The sequence below is a fragment of the Pseudoalteromonas sp. MBR-15 genome (assembly GCF_053628915.1).
Window position 1 is genome coordinate 17654 of record NZ_JBRJHH010000013.1, and the last position, 19897, is coordinate 37550.

Here is a 19897-nt window from a genome sequence, read left to right on the forward strand (position 1 = left end):
AATAATAATGACCAAATAATTGCCGCTTTTTGGGAATGGAATATATGCGAATTGCTCCTTTATCTCTGTTAATTTCAGTTAGTTTGCTAGCATCGAGTGCATTTGCACAAGATACTGCTACGGTAACTGGCATTGAATCAGAGATCAGTAAAAAACAAGCCGAATACGATAACTCGACCTTAATACTCGAAAAACACCTAAAAGAAGAAAGTCAGTTACAAAAACAACTCGAATTATTGCGCGCCCGCTCAGCTGAGCTAGACAAAGAAAAAAACCAAGCGCTTGATGCAATGAACGAGATGTATCGTCGATTAATTGATGACCCCACTTTAGATATTAGCAATGCACAAACGCGCTATCAAAAAGCAGTGGTGGATCACAAACAGAACAAAGATGACATTTCGATGCAATTGGCGGCAATTGCATCGCATAGAAAAGATATTGAGCAAATTCGTGTTGCTAAGCATACCCAACTAAACACCTTAGAGAGCTTAAAAGAGCAACTCGCAACAGCACGTGTTGAACGTTTGCGCAATGAGTTTACGCGTGAAGGCACACTTGAAGTTAATCATACGATTAATTGTAAGCGCACTGAAACATTAGCAGCGTGTGAGCAACGTGGTCAGCAAATGGGATTACAAAAAGCCACCAAGCGCTTTGTAGATCAAATTTTTGCTAACTTAACAGAAGAACGTTTAGTTGAGCCGAAACGCAATTTAGCGGGTGCACAAGTTAAAATTTTAAGTAGTCATGTTGTAAATAGTGCCTTTAGCGGACAAGGTAACTATAACGTGAACTTAAGCGTAACGATGCGCGGTGATGTGAACAGCAGCCGTTTATGTAGTCTGCTTAACTTAGACAACCGTTTTTGCGCAGATTATGGTTCACCACTTGCTGGAAACTACCAACCCAATTACACCACCACTTACTCCGATAGTCAGTTAACATTCAGTGACTCTCAGGATAATAGTCAGGTGGTATCGGTTTCGCGTATGAGCGAACAACCTGTAAGTGATTACTCAGTAAAAAAGCCAGTAAGGGTTGAACCATTACCTGATCTAAAAAAATCTAAAATGGTTGAATTAACGCTTCGTTCAAATGTTTATGATGATGAAGTGTTTATTGATGGTGTGAGCTTTGGGTCAACCAAGCTAACGACATCATTACCAAGAGGTTTTCATGATATTGAGATACGCAAGCGTGGTTATAAAAGCTATAAAGCGCGTTTAGACTTGCGTAAAGCTCAAACTATTAATGCAAAATTAGTGAAAGAGCCTGAACCAATTGTCGCTGCCGTTGTCGCAACAGAGCAACCTACAGCAGCGCCAGTGGCAAGTATTGTTAATAAAACCAATACAGCGAGTATTGTGGTTATCCCAGCGGGTACATTTAAGATGGGTGACATTAACGGTAATGGCTTAGCTAATGAGCGCCCTGTTGTTGAAAAAACCATTGCTAACTCATTTGCCATGCAAAGCAAAGAAGTCAGTGTGGGTGAATATGAGCAATTCGTTGCTAATACAGGTTATAAAACAGAAGCCGAAAAGAATCGTGGCTGTGCTTATTACTTAAATGGTGAGCCAGTATGGGAAGCGACCTTAAACTGGCGCAACCCAGGTTTTGAGCAAGACAGTGATTTTCCGGCTGTTTGCTTAACGTATAATGATGCCAAAGCATATGCAGATTGGTTATCAGGGCAAACAGGGCAGTTGTTTCGTTTACCGAATGAGGTTGAGTGGGAGTACGCTGCACGCGCAGGTAAAGAAACTGAATACCCTTGGGGTAACGAGATAGGTAAAAATTTAGCGAACTGTGGCTGGTGTGGTAGTGAATGGTCAAACAAAAGCGCTGCACCAACCGGGTCGTTTTCTCCTAATGCATTTGGTCTGTATGACACAGTAGGTAATGTATGGGAATGGACAAACAAAAAACCGGGGCAGTCTGATGTGACTGTTCGTGGTGGGGCATGGAATTTCGCTCCGAGCCTAGCACGTGTATCAACACGCTTAATTTTAGCGCCAGATTTTCGTGCAAACTATATCGGGTTTCGTTTAGTACGCGAGCGATAAAAATTTTTAAAGGAAGCAAAGCAGGCTTCCTTTTTTAGCAATTTAATAAAGGCAGTTGCGCTTTATTGTGCTTAGCATGGTAGAGTGAGAGCAGCTAGTATAAGAACGTATTATCAAAGGTCATCCAGCCTCATGTTTAAAAAACTTCGTGGTATTTTTTCAAACGATCTATCGATCGACTTGGGTACAGCCAATACCCTTATTTATGTAAAAGAAGAAGGTATCGTATTAAATGAACCTTCAGTAGTTGCTATTCGTCAAGAGCGAGCTGGTGGTCCTAAAAGTGTTGCGTCTGTAGGTACGGAAGCAAAACAAATGTTAGGCCGTACACCGGGGAACATTAAAGCGATTCGTCCAATGAAAGACGGTGTTATTGCCGACTTTTATGTCACCGAAAAAATGCTCCAGCACTTTATCAAGCAAGTACATAACAACAATTTTATGCGTCCTAGCCCACGTGTCTTAATTTGTGTGCCGTGTGGGGCAACACAAGTTGAAAAACGCGCTATTCGCGAATCAGCAATGGGTGCAGGTGCACGTGAAGTGTATTTGATTGAAGAGCCAATGGCTGCGGCAATCGGTGCAGGCTTACCTGTATCAGAAGCAACGGGTTCAATGGTTGTAGATATCGGTGGTGGTACGACAGAAGTGGCCATTATCTCGCTTAATGGAGTGGTTTACTCATCATCTGTGCGTATTGGTGGTGATAAATTTGATGAAGCTATTATCAACTACGTACGTCGTAACTTTGGTAGCCTAATTGGTGAAGCAACCGCTGAAAATATCAAGCATCAGATCGGTTCGGCGTTCAAAACCGATGAGCCTGTTGAGATTGAAGTACGTGGTCGTAACCTTGCTGAAGGCGTGCCGCGCTCATTTACACTTAACTCTCATGAAATCCTAGAAGCATTACAAGAGCCTCTAATGGGGATTGTAAGTGCGGTTATGGTTGCACTTGAGCAATCACCTCCTGAGCTTGCCTCTGATATCTCTGCACACGGCATGGTATTAACAGGCGGTGGTGCACTGTTAAAAGATTTAGATCGTTTATTAATGGAAGAAACAGGTATTCCTGTTGTTGTTGCTGACGACCCACTTACTTGTGTTGCTCGTGGTGGCGGTAAAGCATTAGAAATGATTGATATGCACGGTGGTGACGTATTTAGTTACGACTAATGAAGTTAATGTTTGGTCGTACCATCTCTTTGCAACTGCGACTCTTTGTCGCAGTGCTTTTGAGTGTCGTATTGATTGTGGGCGATCGATATACACAAGGTGGTACAACAATCCGCACCAGTTTAAATACACTGGTTAGCCCACTCATCTATCTTGCCAATTTGCCGTATGAGCTATTTAGTATTGGTGCGAAGAATCTTCATACTCGCGATCAGCTTCTTACTGAAAACGAAGCACTGAAGAAAAAACAGCTTTTACAAAGCGAACAACTACAACAGCTGCAATTTTTATCGCGTGAAAACGACAAGTTGCGTGCGTTACTCGGCTCGTCTGCAAAGCAATCAAATCGTAAAATAATTGCCCAAGTGCTCTCTGTTCATTCAAATCCATACAGCCATCAGGTTGTGATCAATCGTGGCACTACAGATGGCTTAAGCGAAGGCCAAGCTGTGATTGATGAAATGGGGGTTGTCGGGCAAATTACACAAGTGGGTTCAACCACTTCTCGCGTTTTGCTTATGACCGACACAACCCATGCGACACCGGTACGTATTTTACGCAATGATGTTCGCACTGTTGTTGAAGGGATTGGCAAAATAAATGTCGTGAAGCTGTCGCATGTGCCGCATAGCCTTGATGTACGTATTGGTGATATTTTAGTGACTTCAGGTCTAGGGGGGACTTTCCCTGAGGGGTATCCTGTGGCCGTGGTAACCGAAATTAATCGTGATGAAGGGCACCCATTCGCACAAGTGTATGCTGAGCCAATTGCCCAACTTGACCGAATTCGTTTATTGGTTGTGCTGTGGCGTAATCAGCAGGAGAGCATAAGCAATGAATAGCCGTCACTCTTTGCTGATTGCAATTAGTATCTTTTTTGCACTGGTCATGGCATTAATGCCGTTACCTATCTCATTTGAGCCATACCGCCCAGACTGGGTGTTACTGGTGCTTATGTACTGGTCGTTAGCGGTGCCGCACCGTTTAAACATTGGCACAGCGTGGGTTGTGGGTTTATTAATGGACTTAGCATCGGGCTCACCACTGGGCGTGAACTCGCTGACCTATTCGGTGTGTATTTTTATTACCGCCAGTAACTTTCAAAAAATTAGAAACTTTTCTTTATGGCAGCAAAGTATATTAATTGCTTTGTTTTTAACGCTTTACCACCTAATGCAATTTTGGCTTAATCACTTTTTGATGGGAGTTTACTTCAGCCCTCATTATATGTGGCCCGTGCTGACTGGCATGCTGTGTTGGTGGTGGATTTTCTTAATTTTGCGTAAATACCGCCGTCATTTCAGGATTAGATAATGCAAACCGCAATTTATTTGGCGTCTGCATCACCGCGCCGAAAAGAGTTGCTCAGCCAACTCGGCGTTGAGTTTTCTCAATTTAGCGTTGATGCAGATGAAAGCCAATTTCCGAACGAATCGCCACGTCATTACGTTGAACGTTTAGCCAAACTCAAAGCACAATCAGGCGTTGCAATGGGCTATACCGACAGGCCCGTGTTAGGCAGTGATACGGTTGTGGTTATTGATGACACAGCCCTTGGCAAACCGCTTGATAAAGCCGACTTTGTTGCAACGATGCAACGTTTGTCGGGCCGAACTCACCAAGTTATGACCGCCGTTGCAATTGCTGATACACAGCACGTAAAAAGCTGCCTTGTTATTACCGATGTCACTTTTAAACAGCTTAGCGATGATGAAATCGACTCTTATTGGCACTCTGGTGAACCGCACGATAAAGCGGGGGGTTATGGCATTCAAGGCCAAGGTGGACGGTTTGTAAGTCATATTTCTGGTAGCTATTTTGCAGTAGTAGGCTTACCTTTATATGAGACTGAGCAGTTATTAAATGAATTTTTAAGAGGGTAACATGAGCACTGAATTACTGATCAACGTTACACCGAGTGAAAGTCGTGTTGCGCTTATTGAAAACGGCGTACTACAAGAGATCCAGCTAGAAAGAATTGGCAACCTAGGCATTGTTGGCAATATTTACTTAGGCAAAATCAGCCGAGTATTACCGGGAATGCAAGCCGCATTTGTTGATATAGGCTTAGAAAAAGCAGCGTTCTTGCACGCATCTGACATTGTAAATAGTGCTTCAATTGTTGAGGGAGTCGATGAGCAGCCCATTAAAAAGGTGCAAGATATCCGTGAACTAGTGCGCCAAGGTCAATACATCATGGTGCAAGTAGTGAAAGATCCTTTGGGCACCAAAGGGGCGCGCTTAACGACTGATATCACAATTCCATCACGCTATTTAGTGTTCATGCCTGACGCGACCCATGTTGGCGTAAGTCAGCGTATTGAAACCGAAGAAGAACGTACCAGACTGAAAAAAATAGTCGCTGAATATGGCGATGAAGATGGCAGCTTTATTGTGCGTACCGCTGCTGAAGGCGCTTCAGAAGCTGAGCTGCGTCACGATGCAGAGTTTTTAAAAAAACTGTGGCAAAAAATTGTCAATAAACGTAAAAAAATCAGTAAAGAGAGCATCTTACACGAAGACTTAACGCTGGCGTTTCGTACCCTACGTGATTATGTTGGCGAAGACATGGAGCGCATTCGTGTTGACTCAAAGCTGACATACCAAGAGTTAAAAGAATTTACTGAAGAGTTTGTGCCCATCTTATCTGGGGCGCTTGAATACTACCCAGGTGAGCGACCTATTTTCGATTTGTTTGATGTCGAAACCGAAATTCAAAAAGCCCTTCACCGTAAAGTTGAGCTTAAATCAGGTGGTTATTTAATCATTGACCAAACCGAAGCAATGACCACCGTTGATGTAAATACCGGTGCATTTGTTGGGCATCGCAATTTAGAAGAAACCATTTTTAACACCAACATCGAGGCAACATCGGCAATCGCACGACAACTGCGATTACGTAATTTAGGTGGCATTATCATTATCGACTTTATCGATATGGTAAGTGACGAGCATAAACGTCGCGTTTTACACTCACTTGAGTCGGCACTGGCAAAAGACCGCGCAAAAGCCAACATCAATGGCTTATCTGCTCTGGGTTTAGTCGAGATGACTCGTAAGCGTACCCGCGAAAGTTTAGAACATATTTTATGTGACGTGTGCCCCGCGTGTTCAGGCCGAGGGTCGCAAAAAACCGTTGAAACGGTGTGCTACGAAATTCTGCGTGAAATTGTCAGGGTTAACCGTGCCTACGCAGCCGATAAGTTTATGGTGTATGCAGCGCCTTCGGTAAGCGAAGCGTTGATCAACGATGAATATCATAACCTCGCCGAGCTTGAACTATTTATAGGTAAACAGGTCAGTATTCAAACAGAGAGTCTATACAATCAAGAACAGTTTGATGTGGTAATGATGTAATGAAGGCAAAAACGGTCTGCTTTTTTTGTTTACGTAAGTTATGGCAAGTTTTTGCTATTACTATCGTACTGCTGGCCGTTATTGTCTCTGTTTTAAAGTATACCCTGCCATATGCCAATGACTATAAAGGCGACATTGAAGCGTTTTTGTATGAACAGTTCGATGTAAATCTTTCAATAGGTGCTATCTCAGCCAGTTGGCAAGGTAAAGGCCCTTCATTAGTCCTTGAAGATATTTCTTTTGAGGACAACCAGACTTCACCGATTGCACTCACCATAGATAAAGCCAGCCTAGAGGTAAATCTGTGGGAGTCGATTAAAACTCGTCAACTTAAATCAAGTTACTTCGTGATCAATGGTTTTCATGCCGATGTTGATTTGCCAACCATGCTTAAGTTTGGCAACAACAAGCAAGCAGACAGTTTTGAGCAAAAAGAGTTAATAGAAAGCCTGTTTTTGGGTGAAACGGGCCACTTTGCGATTCAAGACAGTAGCATTAATTTTATGCTTAATGATGGCAAAGAGCGTACGTTAATTCTTGAAAACATTGTGTGGCAAAATACCCCAGAACAGCACCAAGGTTCAGGAAGCCTAGCCTTACCGGGGATTTCTGTCGGCAACTTTGATGCCCGCATGGCACTTAATGGTTCAACGCTTGAGACCATGGCAGGCGATATTTATGTGCAAGCTGCGAATGTCGATGTCTCAAAATGGCTGGCACAATACATCAATACAGACAAACAACAATTGCACTCCGATATGAACTTGCAAACCTGGTTTAGCCTTGAAAAAGGACTGATCAGTGACGTAAAAGTGCAATGGTTACCCAGCTACATAAATTGGCAACAAAACCAAGAAGCGCATCAAATTAGTTTAAATGAAGGGGGCTTTCACTTATTCCCTTGGCAGAATGGTTGGCGTTTAAAAAGTACCGGACTTGCTTTTGAAAGTGATTTAAAACAATGGCCAACATTGCAGTTTGAAGCCCAGCTTGGAGATACAAATAAGATTTGGCTCAAGCAGTTTGACTTTGCATTGTTATCAAAATTATCTCAATTGAGTAACTTTGAAGTATTAGCGCCATTTTTAGAACGACAGCCTAATGGCCAATTAAGCGAAGCGTATGTTGAATTTGGTGCGCAAGATAACTGGCAGTTGTGGTTTAAGGGTGAACAGCTCAACTGGTTATCCTTACAAGGGATCCCCGGTGGGCAAGCCATTCGGGTTGAGGGAAATATTAACCAAGCAGCGGGGCGTATAACGTTATTTGGCGAAAATAACCGTTTGTTAACCAATGGCAGTTTTAGCCAAGACATTCCTTATAATCAGTTAAATGTTGAACTTGATTTACGTTATTACGACGATGGCTGGCGTATTAGCAGTGACAACATTTGGCTTGATAATGACGAAGTGACCGTTGCAGCAGAAATGATGCTTAGCCTAACTGCAGAGCCGCGCCTTGATTTATATGCCGAAGCGTACGCACCTGATGCCAACGTGGCGGGGCATTATTTTCCATTACCGGTAATGAGCGAAAACTTAGTTAACTACCTAAACGGCGCCATTAAAGGCGGCGAAGTTAATAAAGCACAGGTGTTGTTTTCGGGGCCGTTTAGCGGTTTTCCGTTTAAAGAGCAACAAGGGCAGTTCGAAGTATTGGCAAATGTGAACAATGCCAAATACCAGTTCACACCCAGTTGGCCCAGCGTTGAAAATGCCAATGTGATTTTGCATTTTGAAAATGAACGCATGGATATTTACAGCAAGTCAGGCACACTTGTAAACTTATCACTTGGCGACAGTGTACACGTAAGTATTGCTGATTTAATGCATGCCGATACTCTAAATGTAGCGATAAATAAACGTGCCCACGGCAATAAATTACAGTCATTTTTTGCAGCCACACCGCTCGCTAAACCGTTAGCAAGTGTTTTTGAAGTAGTACAAGCGCAAGGTGAAGCCACAGCAAATATTAATTTGCTTGTCGATTTACATTCAGGCCATGTTGATACCCTCGGCGAAGTTGAGCTTGCTAATTTACCTGTTTATCTTGCTCAGCCTGGCATCACACTTAATCATATGACAGGCATTGTTAAATTTAATAACGACAAAATTGATTTAAAAAATGCCAAAGCTGATTGGTTAGGTATGCCGTTAACAGCCAGCTTTAATAGCGAAAATGTGGCTGATAACTACCGCGCAGAAATCGCGATTAAATTGGCCTTAGATGCAGAACCATTAATTGAGCAAGGGCAGGGTCTGCTCGAAGGTTATTTAACGGGGCAAAGTGACGTTGCTATTAATGTCTCCCTTAACTTTTTACCCAACGACTTCAACTATCGCGCTGATATCAGCGGTAACTTAGTGGGTATAACCAGTCAATTACCCGCACCTTACACAAAAAGTGCTGACAATGCTTGGCCTATCAAAGCGGTAGTGCAGGGCGATCATATCTCTAATTTGATCACTGCAAATATCAATGAACAGCTGTTTTTCAATGCTATTTTAGATAATGGCAAAAAGCAGTTTAATAACGCACACCTTATTTTAGGTTCAAAAGATTTAGGCCTTAACCGAGATGGTTTTGCGGTATCGATTGACCTACCAGAAACTAAGCTTGTGCCATGGTTTGGGTTGATTGAGCAAATTATAGATTTGACCAAGGCTAAATCAGACGGTCCTGGCGTAATGCCTGTATTTAATAATGTAACGGGTCAATTTAATAAGTTAGCGGTTCAAAATATCGATTTTAATGATGTTGAGTTTAGGCTAGCACCAAAGCAAGCCGATTTAGAGCTTAAACTAAATGCCAAAGAGCTTAGAGCTGATGCACTCATTCCAACAGGCGATACACGTAGACCTATTCAAATATTTACTGATTATTTACGGGTTAACTTTAATGACACCGCGACGGAGTCTGCACACGAAGTTGAACAACCTGAAGACTTAAGCTGGTTAACACGCATTCCAGCCATCGAATTTAACTGTGAAGATTGCAAACTAGCCGAGTACCAACTTGATAAAGTAAAAGCCACGTTTGGTGGTGATAATAATAGCTTGATATTTACTGAGCTCGTGATAGATAAAGGCGATCATATACTGAGAGCGAAAGGGCAATTTGCTGATGGCTCAACGCGTTTTAACGGTCACCTACAAAGTGATGATATTGGCGACTTATTTGATGAGTTTGATATTACTACTACAGTAAAAGACTCCGATGCCGACATAAAATTTGCCCTCGCTTGGCAAGGTGCGCCGTATAATTTTGATGTGCCTACGCTAGCAGGCGAGTTAGATTGGCGTTTAGGTGAAGGGCATTTAGCGGAAGTGAGTGATGGTGGTGCTAGGGTGTTTTCATTACTTAGTCTCGACTCACTGGTACGTAAGCTCAAACTTGATTTTAGAGATGTATTTTCAAAAGGCTTCTTTTATAACAAGATGCAAGGCACGATGCAGTTAGAGAAAGGGATTGCTTACACTCAAGATACCAAGCTTGATGGTGTGCCTGCCGACTTAACGATTAAAGGCCACACTAACTTAAATACCTTTGAAATAGACTACGATCTAGCTGTTGCCCCGCAGGTTACCTCAAGTATCCCAGTGATCGTGGCATGGATGGTCAACCCGGTAAGTGGCCTTGCGGCGCTTGCAATCGATAAAGTAATTCACTCTGCGAGAGTGATCTCAGAAATCAACTTTAAGGTGACAGGCAGTATGAATGATCCGGTTGTTGAAGAAATTGATCGTAAGAGCCGTGAAGTAACCTTACCGCAAGCGGCACAAAGCCAGCCGCAGTCATCAACAAGGCTTAAATTAAAAGATGCAGCCACCTCAGCGAGCTTCGACAACAATGACAGTTAATACTCAGCCGCAGGTTGTAGCAGTGCAAATGTGCTCGGGAATGAATGCGGAGCAAAATTTGGCTTTTTTAGCAGACACGCTTACGCAATTGCCCACGACACGTCCGCTGCTTGTATGCCTACCCGAGAGCTTTTTAATTTTTAGCAAGCACACTCAAGCAAGTTATCAGCTCGGATTACACATTGAACAGTACACAGCTGCACTGGCTGCGCTATGTAAACAACATAATATTTGGTTGGCTGCTGGGACAGTGCCGGTATCACAACCTAACGGTAAATATTTAGCCGCCTCGTTTTTATTTAATAACCAAGGTGAGGTGGTTGCGCAGTACAATAAGATCCACTTATTTGATGTCGATGTTGCCGATGGCACGCGTAATTATCGGGAGTCTGATGCCACCGAAGCGGGCAAAGATATTGTGGTGGTTGATTCACCCTTTGGTAAAATCGGCTTAGCAGTATGTTATGATCTACGCTTTAGTGGTTTATTCACTGCGATGCAGCGCCAAGGGGCTGAGCTCATCTTAGTACCCAGTGCCTTTACCACTGTAACAGGAGCCGCTCATTGGCATACCTTGTTGGCTGCCAGAGCGATTGAAACGCAATGTTATGTGGTAGCCGCTGCACAGTGGGGTGAGCATGAAAATGGCCGACAAACATATGGCCACAGCATTATTATTTCGCCATGGGGAAACACGCTCAGTGAGCTTGCCTCAGGCACTGGTTTTATCAGCCATGAGCTTGATTTAAACCGACTGAATACAATTCGCCAAGACATGCCTGTGCAGTCTCAGCAACGATTTAGAGAGCATTTATTATGAACACGGTTGAACAGCATTTATTACATGACAGCCAGCTAAATAGAGAAGAATTAGAAAAAACGCTCGCTTTTATTCATCAGCATCAAGTGGATTATGCCGATCTGTATTTTCAATCTAGCCACCATGAATCATGGGTGTTAGAAGATGGTCTCGTAAAAGAAGGCTCATACAACGTTGAGCGTGGTGTGGGTGTGCGCGCTGTAAGCGGTGAAAAGACAGGGTTTTCGTACTCAGATGCAATCAATCTTGAAGCGCTGAATAAAGCCGCAACAGCAGCACGAAGCATTGCTAATGCAGGCGAAAGCAAAACGATTCAAGTATTTAGCGATGTAGCAGCAAAACAGCAGTATGCACCGCATCAGCCAATTCAAAGTATGAGCGATAACGACAAAGTGAGCCTATTGCGCGAACTTGAAAACTACATTCGCGAGTTAGCCCCCGACGCAGAGCAAGTGATTAGCTCTATGTCAGCAGTGTACGAAGAGGTACTCATTGCAGCAAGCGACGGCACCTTTGCCACCGATATTCGCCCGCTTATTCGTTTAAATTGTTCCGTATTACTTGAGAAGAATGGTCGCCGTGAGCGCGGTGGTGCAGGCGGCGGTGCGCGTTTAGATTACGGCTACTTTAAAGAGTTAGTTGATGGTAAGCCGCGCTGGATGGAATACGCAGAAGAAGCTGTACGCCAAGCTAAAGTGAACTTAGAAGCCATTGATGCGCCAGCAGGTAGCATGGAAGTGGTACTGGGTGCAGGTTGGCCGGGTGTGCTACTGCATGAAGCCGTGGGTCATGGTCTTGAAGGTGACTTTAACCGTAAAGGCGCCTCTGCGTTTAGCGGTAAAGTCGGTCAAAAGGTGGCTTCCGAGCTGTGTACTGTAGTGGATGATGGCACCATAGCCGACCGTCGTGGTTCACTGAATGTAGATGACGAAGGCACACCTGCTGCGTATAACGTGCTTATTGAAAACGGTATTCTAAAAGGCTACATGCAAGATAAGCTCAATGCACGCCTAATGGGTGTAAACCCAACAGGTAATGCGCGTCGTGAGTCGTATGCTCATTTACCTATGCCGCGTATGACTAATACCTACATGCTGGGGGGCGAGCACAGCCAAGCTGATATTATTAGCTCTGTGAAAAAAGGCATCTTTGCGCCAAACTTTGGGGGTGGTCAAGTTGATATCACCTCAGGAAAGTTCGTATTTAGCGCCTCTGAAGCGTATTTAATTGAAAACGGTAAAATTACTCAGCCTATCAAAGGCGCAACACTGATTGGTAACGGCCCAGAAGTGATGCAGCAAATTTCGATGGTAGGTAACGACCTTGCGCTTGATAAAGGCGTCGGGGTATGTGGTAAAGACGGTCAAAGCGTGCCGGTAGGGGTTGGTCAACCAAGCCTTAAAATTGACAACTTAACGGTCGGTGGTACGGCTTAATCGCCCTCTTTTTCCCGCTTCAGTAAGGCAGGTTAAATTTTTAACCTGCCTCATTTCATAACACTTCACTTCGCAGTAAAAATGTATCAATATAGGTACCATTAATACCACTATATTCGTTACTGTTCGCAGTAAATATAATAATTTTAAGGTGAAAATATGAAAGTAACGCCAATTTTATTAATACTACTCATGCTTACCGGCTGTGCATCACAGGAAGTAAGAGAGGGGTCTGCAAATGAAGTGTATGCCGAGCACGAGTGTTTAGGCGGTGAACTAGAAACCGATTACAGCTATACCATTTTTAGTACAGACGAAGATGACAGCAACAAAGGTTCAGTGACGTCGACGTGTCATCCGGTTAAAACAGAAACTGAGTTTGAGCGTGACTTACGCAATGGCGGGTAGCACGCCCATTACAGTGGCTTAACGTCTTATTAAGCCACTGAAAATTATCACCTTAAGCTTTAGCATAAACGGCTAAAGTGTACTCAGCATCCAGATACCTGCCGCTATCATAAATAAGTTTTCGCTGAGAGAAATAAAGCCCAGCGGCACATTGCTGTCGCCACCCACACAGGCACATTTTAGCTCTCGCTTATCGATATAAACGGCCTTAAACACCGATACCGCACCTATGCCACCAATAAACAACGAAAATGGCGCGACAGCTAAAGCTGGCAACTTAGCCACCATACCTATGGCAACGTAGGCTTCAATAAATGGGTAAACATAGGCATAAGGCACAACACGCATTGCCAGTAAATCATAAGTAATGAATGAGTTTGAAAAGCTGTACAGATCTTGTAGTTTTTGAATAGCGAGCACCGCCATTGTCAGTGCAACAAACAGCATTAAGTTCTGCATCGACAGTAAAGCTGTGCCGCTGGCGTAGCTAAACCCGCAGCTTAAGAGCAGGGTTACCGCAAAAATCGCTAAAACAGGGGTATAAGTTGTGCCTTGTTGACCCGCTTCGGGCAGATTGAAAAAGTCGCGCAAATCATCATACCCCCCAATACGCTTATTATCGATAAAGGTTTGTGGCGTGGTTTTTACTTGATGCTGCTCTTTAAATGCATCTGTTTCTTCGCGGTTAGTGAGGTGGCGGTCATCAACCTCGTAACCATTGCGCTCTAACAAATCTTTAGATTTTAAACCAAATGGGCATATATGCTCATCGGTCACCATGCGATATAAAATTGCAGACTTAGACACAGTGCCTCCTTGTAAAAATGCCAAGCTTATTGCGTAATCTTTACTCGATAACACAGTAAACAATGGCAAAATGTTGGTATAACCTAGCAGTTACAAGGTTTGTGCCGACTTTCTACAAGGCATAAAAAAACCTTGCGGCAGCACCACAAGGTTTTTAATGTTTTCTCGCAACGAGTTTATCTCATCGTCACGAACTCTTCTGAGCCAGTAGGGTGAATCGCTACTACGGCATCAAAATCTGCTTTGGTTGCGCCCATTTTCATTGCGACTGCAAAGCCTTGGATCATTTCATCAACAGTAAAGCCAATGCCGTGTAAGCCAACAACTTTTTCGTTATCACCTGCACACACAAGCATCATGTTGCATGCTTGGCGGTGTTGAGTAACTGCTGTGTACATAGCTGCAAAGCTTGATTTATAAACCTTTACGTTTTCAGCACCATATTGCGAAATTGCTTCTTGCTCTGTTAAACCAATCGTGCCGATTGGTGGGTGACTGAATACAACAGTAGGTACTAGCTCGTAGTCCATTTTTAAATCATCAGGCAATTCGTTATTGAATAAACGCTCTGATAAAATACGGCCCGCTTTTACAGCCACGGGTGTGAGCTCTATGCCGTGTTCGATGATGTCGCCAACGGCATAAATGTTTTTAGCGGTCGTATTTTGGTACTCATCAACTTTTACGTAGCCACTTTCGTTAAGCTCAACGTCGGTCGCTGTGATATTCAGTTTATCGGTTGTTGGTGTACGGCCAATTGCCCAAATAACTTCATCGACATTTTGGCTGTGACCATTTTCAAAGTGAATAGTTAAACTGCCATCGCTTTCTTTAATCACTTCTTTTGGTGTGCAGTCAGTGTGAAGTGTCGGGCCTTCTTTCGCCATAATGTCGACAAGCGTATCAACAATGTAAGGGTCAAAAGTACGTAATGGTTTATTTTTACGAACAAATAAATGCGTTTCAGTGCCAAGGCTGTGAAGTACACCTGCGATTTCGACAGCAATGTAACCAGCACCCACAACAGCAACACGCTTAGGTTGGGCATCTAGCTCAAAAAAGCCATTTGAATCAATACCTAGTTCAGCACCTGGGATGTTAGGAATCGTTGGACGACCTCCCACGGCAATCAGAATATGGTCAGCGGTGTATAGCTCACCGTTAACTTCAACGGTTTTGTTATCAACAAAGGTCGCGAAACCGTTGATTACCGTTACGCCATTGCTTGATAAGTATTTGTTATACCCTTGGTGGATACGGCCAATGTAAGCTTCGCGGCTTTCTACTAATTTAGCCCAACTAAAACTTTTTAATTCGACATCAAAGCCGTAATCGGGTGCGTATGCATTAATTGCTTCAGCAATTTGTGCGCCATGCCACATTACTTTCTTTGGAACACAACCTACATTCACACAGGTGCCACCCATGTGTTTTGCTTCAATAAGTGCGACTTTTGCGCCACGCATTGCTGCACGGTTTGCAGAGGCAATACCGCCACTGCCACCACCAATTGCAATGTAATCAAAATGCTGAGCCATAGTTTGTCCTCAAAAACAGATAGTTTTTTATTAATTAATCGATTTATTAATAAGTTGATAATAGCATAATAAAGACCGAGGTTAAGCCCCTTGTATTTCATCAATTCGCCCCAACTTCAACACCATATTCGCATAAAAATTGAGAACGAAAATGACAATTGCAGAAAATAACCCACTTATTGGATTAGAAGGGCTTCCGCCGTTTTCTAAGATTAAACCAGCCCATGTTGTGCCGGCATTAAAAGAAGCGATTGCACACTGTCGTGCCAAAATTGATGAGGTATTGGCAAGTAAGTCATACACTTGGAATGACCTAGTTCTTCCACTTGAAGAGGCTGATGACAAGTTATCACGACTATTTTCGCCAGTATCGCACATGAATTCGGTGGTAAATAGCGACGAGCTACGCGAAGCTTATGAGCAATGTTTGCCGTTGTTATCTGAGTACTCAACCTTTGTTGGTCAGCATCAAGGTTTATACGATGCCTATAATGCTTTACATAGCAGCGAAGAGTTTAAAACACTCACCACTGCACAGCAAAAAACCATTACTAATGCGTTGCGTGATTTTGAATTATCGGGCATCGCGTTAAAGCCTGAGCAACAAAAACGATACGGTGAAATTAGTGCGCGCTTATCAGAGCTTGCCTCTAAGTTTGGCAATAATGTGATGGATGCGACACTCGCTTGGCAAAAACACATTACAGATGAAAGTGAATTAGCAGGCTTACCAGAGTCAGCACTGGCACTCGGTGCCGATACAGCAAAAAGCAAAGAGCTTGATGGTTGGGTATTCACCTTAGATTTCCCTTCTTATTTGCCTATTATGACCTATGCCGATAACCGTAAATTACGTGAAGAAACTTACACTGCGTTTGTAACTCGTGCGTCTGACCAAGGCCCTAATGCAGGTGAGTTTGATAACTCAGATATCATGAGCGAAGAGCTTGCACTTCGTCATGAACTGGCCGAGTTACTCGGTTTTAGCAGCTACGCAGAAATGTCATTAGCAACTAAAATGGCCGAATCTGAGTCGCAAGTGTTCTCGTTTTTAGAAGATTTAGCGGCTAAGTCAAAGCCACAAGCTGAGCAAGAGCTTGCTGAATTAACAGCCTACGCACAAGAAAAACATGGTGTAAGCGAGCTTGCAGCATGGGATTACGCGTATTACGCAGAAAAATTAAAGCAAGAAAAGTACGCAATTTCTGATGAAGTACTGCGCCCATACTTTCCTGCCGATAAGGTCTTAAACGGGTTATTTACCACCGTAAACCGCTTGTTTGATATTAGCGTGAAAGAAGTGCATGAGTTTGATAGCTATCATCCTGATGTGCGCTTCTTTGAGATTTACGATAGCAGTGACACGCTACGCGGCCGTTTTTATCTTGATTTATATGCACGTGACCGTAAACGTGGTGGCGCTTGGATGGACGATTGCATGGGGCGTAAAGTGCGCGCCAATGGCGAATTACAAACGCCTGTCGCTTACTTAGTCTGTAACTTTAATAAAGCAGTGGGTGATAAACCTGCGCTGTTTACTCATAACGAAGTGACAACTTTATTCCATGAGTTTGGACACGGTATTCATCATATGTTGACCCAAGTTGATGCTGCGCCAGTGGCGGGCATTAATGGTGTGGCATGGGATGCTGTAGAGCTGCCAAGCCAGTTCTTAGAAAACTGGTGTTATGAAGAAGAGGCCCTTAACTTTATCTCGGGTCACTATGAAACGGGTGAACCGCTGCCAAAAGAACTGCTTGATAAATTATTGGCCGCGAAGAACTTTCAATCGGGCATGCAAATGCTACGTCAGTTAGAGTTTTCGCTGTTTGATTTTACCATTCACCATGATTACAAAGCGGGTGAACCTTGTAATATTCAAGCCACGCTTGATGAAGTTCGCAGTAAAACTGCGGTTGTTAAAGCCCCCGCCTTTAACCGTTTTCAGCATGGTTTCAGCCATATTTTTGCCGGTGGTTACAGTGCCGGTTATTACTCATATAAATGGGCTGAAGTTTTGTCGGCAGATGCTTTCTCTAAATTTGAAGAAGAAGGTATTTTTAATAAAGAAACGGGTCACGCTTTCTTAAAGAACATTTTAGAAAAAGGGGGCAGTGAAGAGCCGATGGAATTATTTAAAAAGTTCCGAGGTCGTGAACCACAAGTCGATGCACTCCTCAGACACAGTGGTATTGCAGCCTAAGTTATTATTGTATGAAAGCGCCGTAAGGCGCTTTTTTTATTAATAAATCTTAGCAAAATCAATCTTGCGTACTATGCTTTTTAGAAAAGCATTTACAGGAATAAAGCATGTCAAAACTGGTGTTAGCCATTGATGATGATAAATACGTACATCATGTCATCGAAGAGTCGCTCTCGGGCTTTTGCACATTGATCCATGCTAAAAATGGCGAAGAAGGATTAAGACAGGCACTTAAATATAATCCAGATATTATTTTGCTGGATATTGAAATGCCCGGCAAAACGGGTTTTGAAGTATGCACTGAACTTAAAGCACACCCACAAACGAAAGATACACCGGTGATGTTTTTATCGGGTAAAACCGAATTGCCCGACCGGGTTAAGGGCTACAATGCCGGTGCAGCCGATTACATTGTTAAGCCGTTCAACGCTGAAGAACTTATGGCGCGTATTCGCGTGTTATACCAATATCGTCAGCACTCTAAAAAGTTAAAAAGTGATGTTGAACGTGCGCAGATCACCGCCGAAATAGCCATGACAGACTCAGGCGATATGGGGCGTATAATGCGTTACGTTGGGCAAAGTTATCATGCGCACGATATTAAAGCGTTGTCTGAACACATGTTTGAGTTTTTTAATCCGATGGATCTCGATGTGGTTCTTGTATTCTGGTATCAAGATATCGGCGTATTTTGCAGTGCAGACGGTGGAGTATGTCCGCTTGAGCAAGAGCTACTTGAAAAACACCGTGACGCAAACCGCTTTGTTGATTTTGGGCATCGCACCATTGTTAATTACCCAAAAATATCGATGTTAGTAAAAAACATGCCATTAGACGATGCGCAGCTTTATGGGCGTTACAAAGATTTGTTTCCGCATATTCTCGAAGTGACTAACGCCAAAGTACAAGATATGGAAGTGAACGAGCGCGCGTTAGCCCAAGCACAGCAAATTGGTAATGCTTTTAATGAGCTGTCGGAACAGATGTATCAAAATAGTGACTCACGAGAGCGGGCTGTCGAAAAGTTTGCCGCACAATTAGTTGAGCTAACCAAGTCAGTGGAACAAAGTAACGTATCAAGCAGTGATGAAGTGGTCTTTCACCTTCAGCAGTTACAGCAAACCCAGTTGTTATTTGCATCGCTTAATGATGATTTAGCATTTATTAAATATCAGCTTAAACACATTATTGAATCGCGTAATGAGTTACTAGAAAACCTGCAAAAAATTGCAGAGCCACGCCATACTGAAGATGTCACCTCGCAAACAGATATCGAGCTATTTTAGCGATTTAAATAGTGACGTAACTTTTACTTTGCACACCTGTGAACCATGTATCTTAAATACGTTTGGGTATATACTTGCGTTGCATTCGGTTCACGGAGTAAATTGTGGTAATTCATTGTCCTTTTAAAGAAATGCGTCCTTATTTAGACGCCATAGAGCAACGTTTCGGTTTAGCCGAATGGGCTAAAAATAATGATGGCTTTTCATTGCACTATGACGATCAGGGCCTAAGCCTTAAAAAAAAGGATGAGCCGAAGCTGGGCGCTATTCATGTTGATTTTGTGAGTGGTGCGGCGGCGCATCGTCGCAAGTTTGGTGGCGGTAAAGGTCAAGCGATAGCCAAAGCGGTGGGCTTAAATAAAGGAGCCACTCCCGTTGTGCTTGATGCAACAGCAGGCCTTGGCCGAGATGGCTTTGTGCTTGCGTCGTTAGGTTGTCATGTAATTTTGCATGAGCGCCATCCTGTGGTTGCTGCGTTATTATACGATGGCCTAGAGCGAGCCTATAACGATGCTGATATTGGTCCATGGATGAAAGAAAAAATGAGCTTAGTGTTTGGCTCAAGCCACACATTACTGGCTCAGTGTAACAACGTACCAGATGTTGTTTATTTAGATCCTATGTTTCCACATCGAGAAAAATCGGCGCTGGTTAAAAAAGAAATGCGTGTATTCCAAGAGCTGGTGGGTGCGGACAACGATGCAGACGATTTACTCGAATTTGCGTATCCATTAGCTACTAAGCGGGTTGTTGTTAAGCGACCTGATTACGCGCCTTTTTTAAATGACAAAACCCCCAGCATGCAAATCAAAACCAAGAAAAACCGCTTTGATGTGTATGTAAAAGCTGCCATGGTGTAGTGCAGTTATTAAGTATTAATTTGTGATTACATTTGACGTTAATTTGGATGGTTTACATCAAATTGTCATAAAAGGTT

Annotated in this window: 15 protein-coding genes; 13 read left to right on the forward strand and 2 right to left on the reverse strand. The window is 43.2% G+C overall.

What is annotated here, in order from left to right; translation table 11 throughout:
* The first annotated feature begins 44 nt into the window (after positions 1 to 44).
* From ACSSVW_RS16135 to ACSSVW_RS16180, 10 genes are all read left to right on the forward strand, one after another.
* Positions 45 to 2069 carry an SUMF1/EgtB/PvdO family nonheme iron enzyme gene (locus tag ACSSVW_RS16135; protein WP_180311140.1) on the forward strand — a complete coding sequence of 675 codons (2025 nt, stop codon included), beginning with the start codon at positions 45 to 47 and terminating at the stop codon, positions 2067 to 2069.
* 132 nt (positions 2070 to 2201) lie between these two features.
* Entirely contained in the window at positions 2202 to 3245 is a 1044-nt protein-coding gene (locus tag ACSSVW_RS16140; RefSeq protein WP_036973172.1) for a rod shape-determining protein, read from the forward strand.
* A complete protein-coding gene (gene mreC, locus ACSSVW_RS16145; protein WP_174403892.1) occupies positions 3245 to 4087 on the forward strand; it encodes a rod shape-determining protein MreC in 843 nt (280 codons plus the stop codon). The genes ACSSVW_RS16140 and mreC overlap by 1 nt, the downstream gene beginning before the upstream one ends.
* Positions 4080 to 4559, forward strand: a complete 480-nt coding sequence (mreD, locus tag ACSSVW_RS16150) for a rod shape-determining protein MreD (RefSeq protein WP_036973169.1) — start codon at positions 4080 to 4082, stop codon at positions 4557 to 4559. Before mreC ends, mreD begins: the two co-directional genes overlap by 8 nt.
* Positions 4559 to 5128 (forward strand): Maf family protein, encoded by a 570-nt coding sequence (locus ACSSVW_RS16155; protein WP_454179693.1) that lies wholly within the window; start codon positions 4559 to 4561, stop codon positions 5126 to 5128. The genes mreD and ACSSVW_RS16155 overlap by 1 nt, the downstream gene beginning before the upstream one ends.
* Position 5129: 1 nt before the next feature.
* The gene (rng, locus tag ACSSVW_RS16160) at positions 5130 to 6602 is read left to right on the forward strand and encodes a ribonuclease G (protein ID WP_036973165.1); all 1473 of its coding nucleotides are present in this window, start codon (positions 5130 to 5132) and stop codon (positions 6600 to 6602) included.
* Positions 6602 to 10462, forward strand: coding sequence for a YhdP family protein (locus tag ACSSVW_RS16165; RefSeq protein ID WP_454179694.1), 3861 nt, complete (start codon positions 6602 to 6604; stop codon positions 10460 to 10462). The genes rng and ACSSVW_RS16165 overlap by 1 nt, the downstream gene beginning before the upstream one ends.
* Positions 10452 to 11282, forward strand: coding sequence for a carbon-nitrogen hydrolase family protein (locus tag ACSSVW_RS16170; RefSeq protein WP_421418961.1), 831 nt, complete (start codon positions 10452 to 10454; stop codon positions 11280 to 11282). The genes ACSSVW_RS16165 and ACSSVW_RS16170 overlap by 11 nt, the downstream gene beginning before the upstream one ends.
* Complete coding sequence (tldD, locus tag ACSSVW_RS16175) at positions 11279 to 12718, forward strand: metalloprotease TldD (RefSeq protein WP_036973157.1); 1440 nt, start codon at positions 11279 to 11281, stop codon at positions 12716 to 12718. The genes ACSSVW_RS16170 and tldD overlap by 4 nt, the downstream gene beginning before the upstream one ends.
* Positions 12719 to 12877: 159 nt before the next feature.
* Positions 12878 to 13126, forward strand: coding sequence for a hypothetical protein (locus ACSSVW_RS16180; protein WP_196857420.1), 249 nt, complete (start codon positions 12878 to 12880; stop codon positions 13124 to 13126).
* Positions 13127 to 13198: 72 nt separating this feature from the next.
* Here the strand turns inward: ACSSVW_RS16180 and ACSSVW_RS16185 are convergent, their stop codons facing one another.
* Together ACSSVW_RS16185 and gorA are read right to left on the reverse strand one after the other, a co-directional pair.
* Positions 13199 to 13933 (reverse strand): glutaredoxin family protein, encoded by a 735-nt coding sequence (locus tag ACSSVW_RS16185; RefSeq protein WP_036973154.1) that lies wholly within the window; start codon positions 13931 to 13933, stop codon positions 13199 to 13201.
* A gap of 176 nt (positions 13934 to 14109) precedes the next feature.
* Positions 14110 to 15471 carry a glutathione-disulfide reductase gene (gorA, locus tag ACSSVW_RS16190; protein ID WP_180311138.1) on the reverse strand — a complete coding sequence of 454 codons (1362 nt, stop codon included), beginning with the start codon at positions 15469 to 15471 and terminating at the stop codon, positions 14110 to 14112.
* A 151-nt stretch (positions 15472 to 15622) separates the two neighbouring features.
* Between gorA and prlC the strand changes: the two genes are divergently transcribed.
* From prlC to ACSSVW_RS16205, 3 genes are all read left to right on the forward strand, one after another.
* A complete protein-coding gene (gene prlC / locus ACSSVW_RS16195) occupies positions 15623 to 17674 on the forward strand; it encodes an oligopeptidase A (protein ID WP_454179696.1) in 2052 nt (683 codons plus the stop codon).
* Between the two features lie 107 nt (positions 17675 to 17781).
* Positions 17782 to 18960, forward strand: coding sequence for a response regulator (locus ACSSVW_RS16200; RefSeq protein ID WP_454179697.1), 1179 nt, complete (start codon positions 17782 to 17784; stop codon positions 18958 to 18960).
* Positions 18961 to 19064: 104 nt separating this feature from the next.
* Positions 19065 to 19820, forward strand: coding sequence for a class I SAM-dependent methyltransferase (locus tag ACSSVW_RS16205; RefSeq protein ID WP_036973144.1), 756 nt, complete (start codon positions 19065 to 19067; stop codon positions 19818 to 19820).
* Positions 19821 to 19897: the final 77 nt, after the last annotated feature.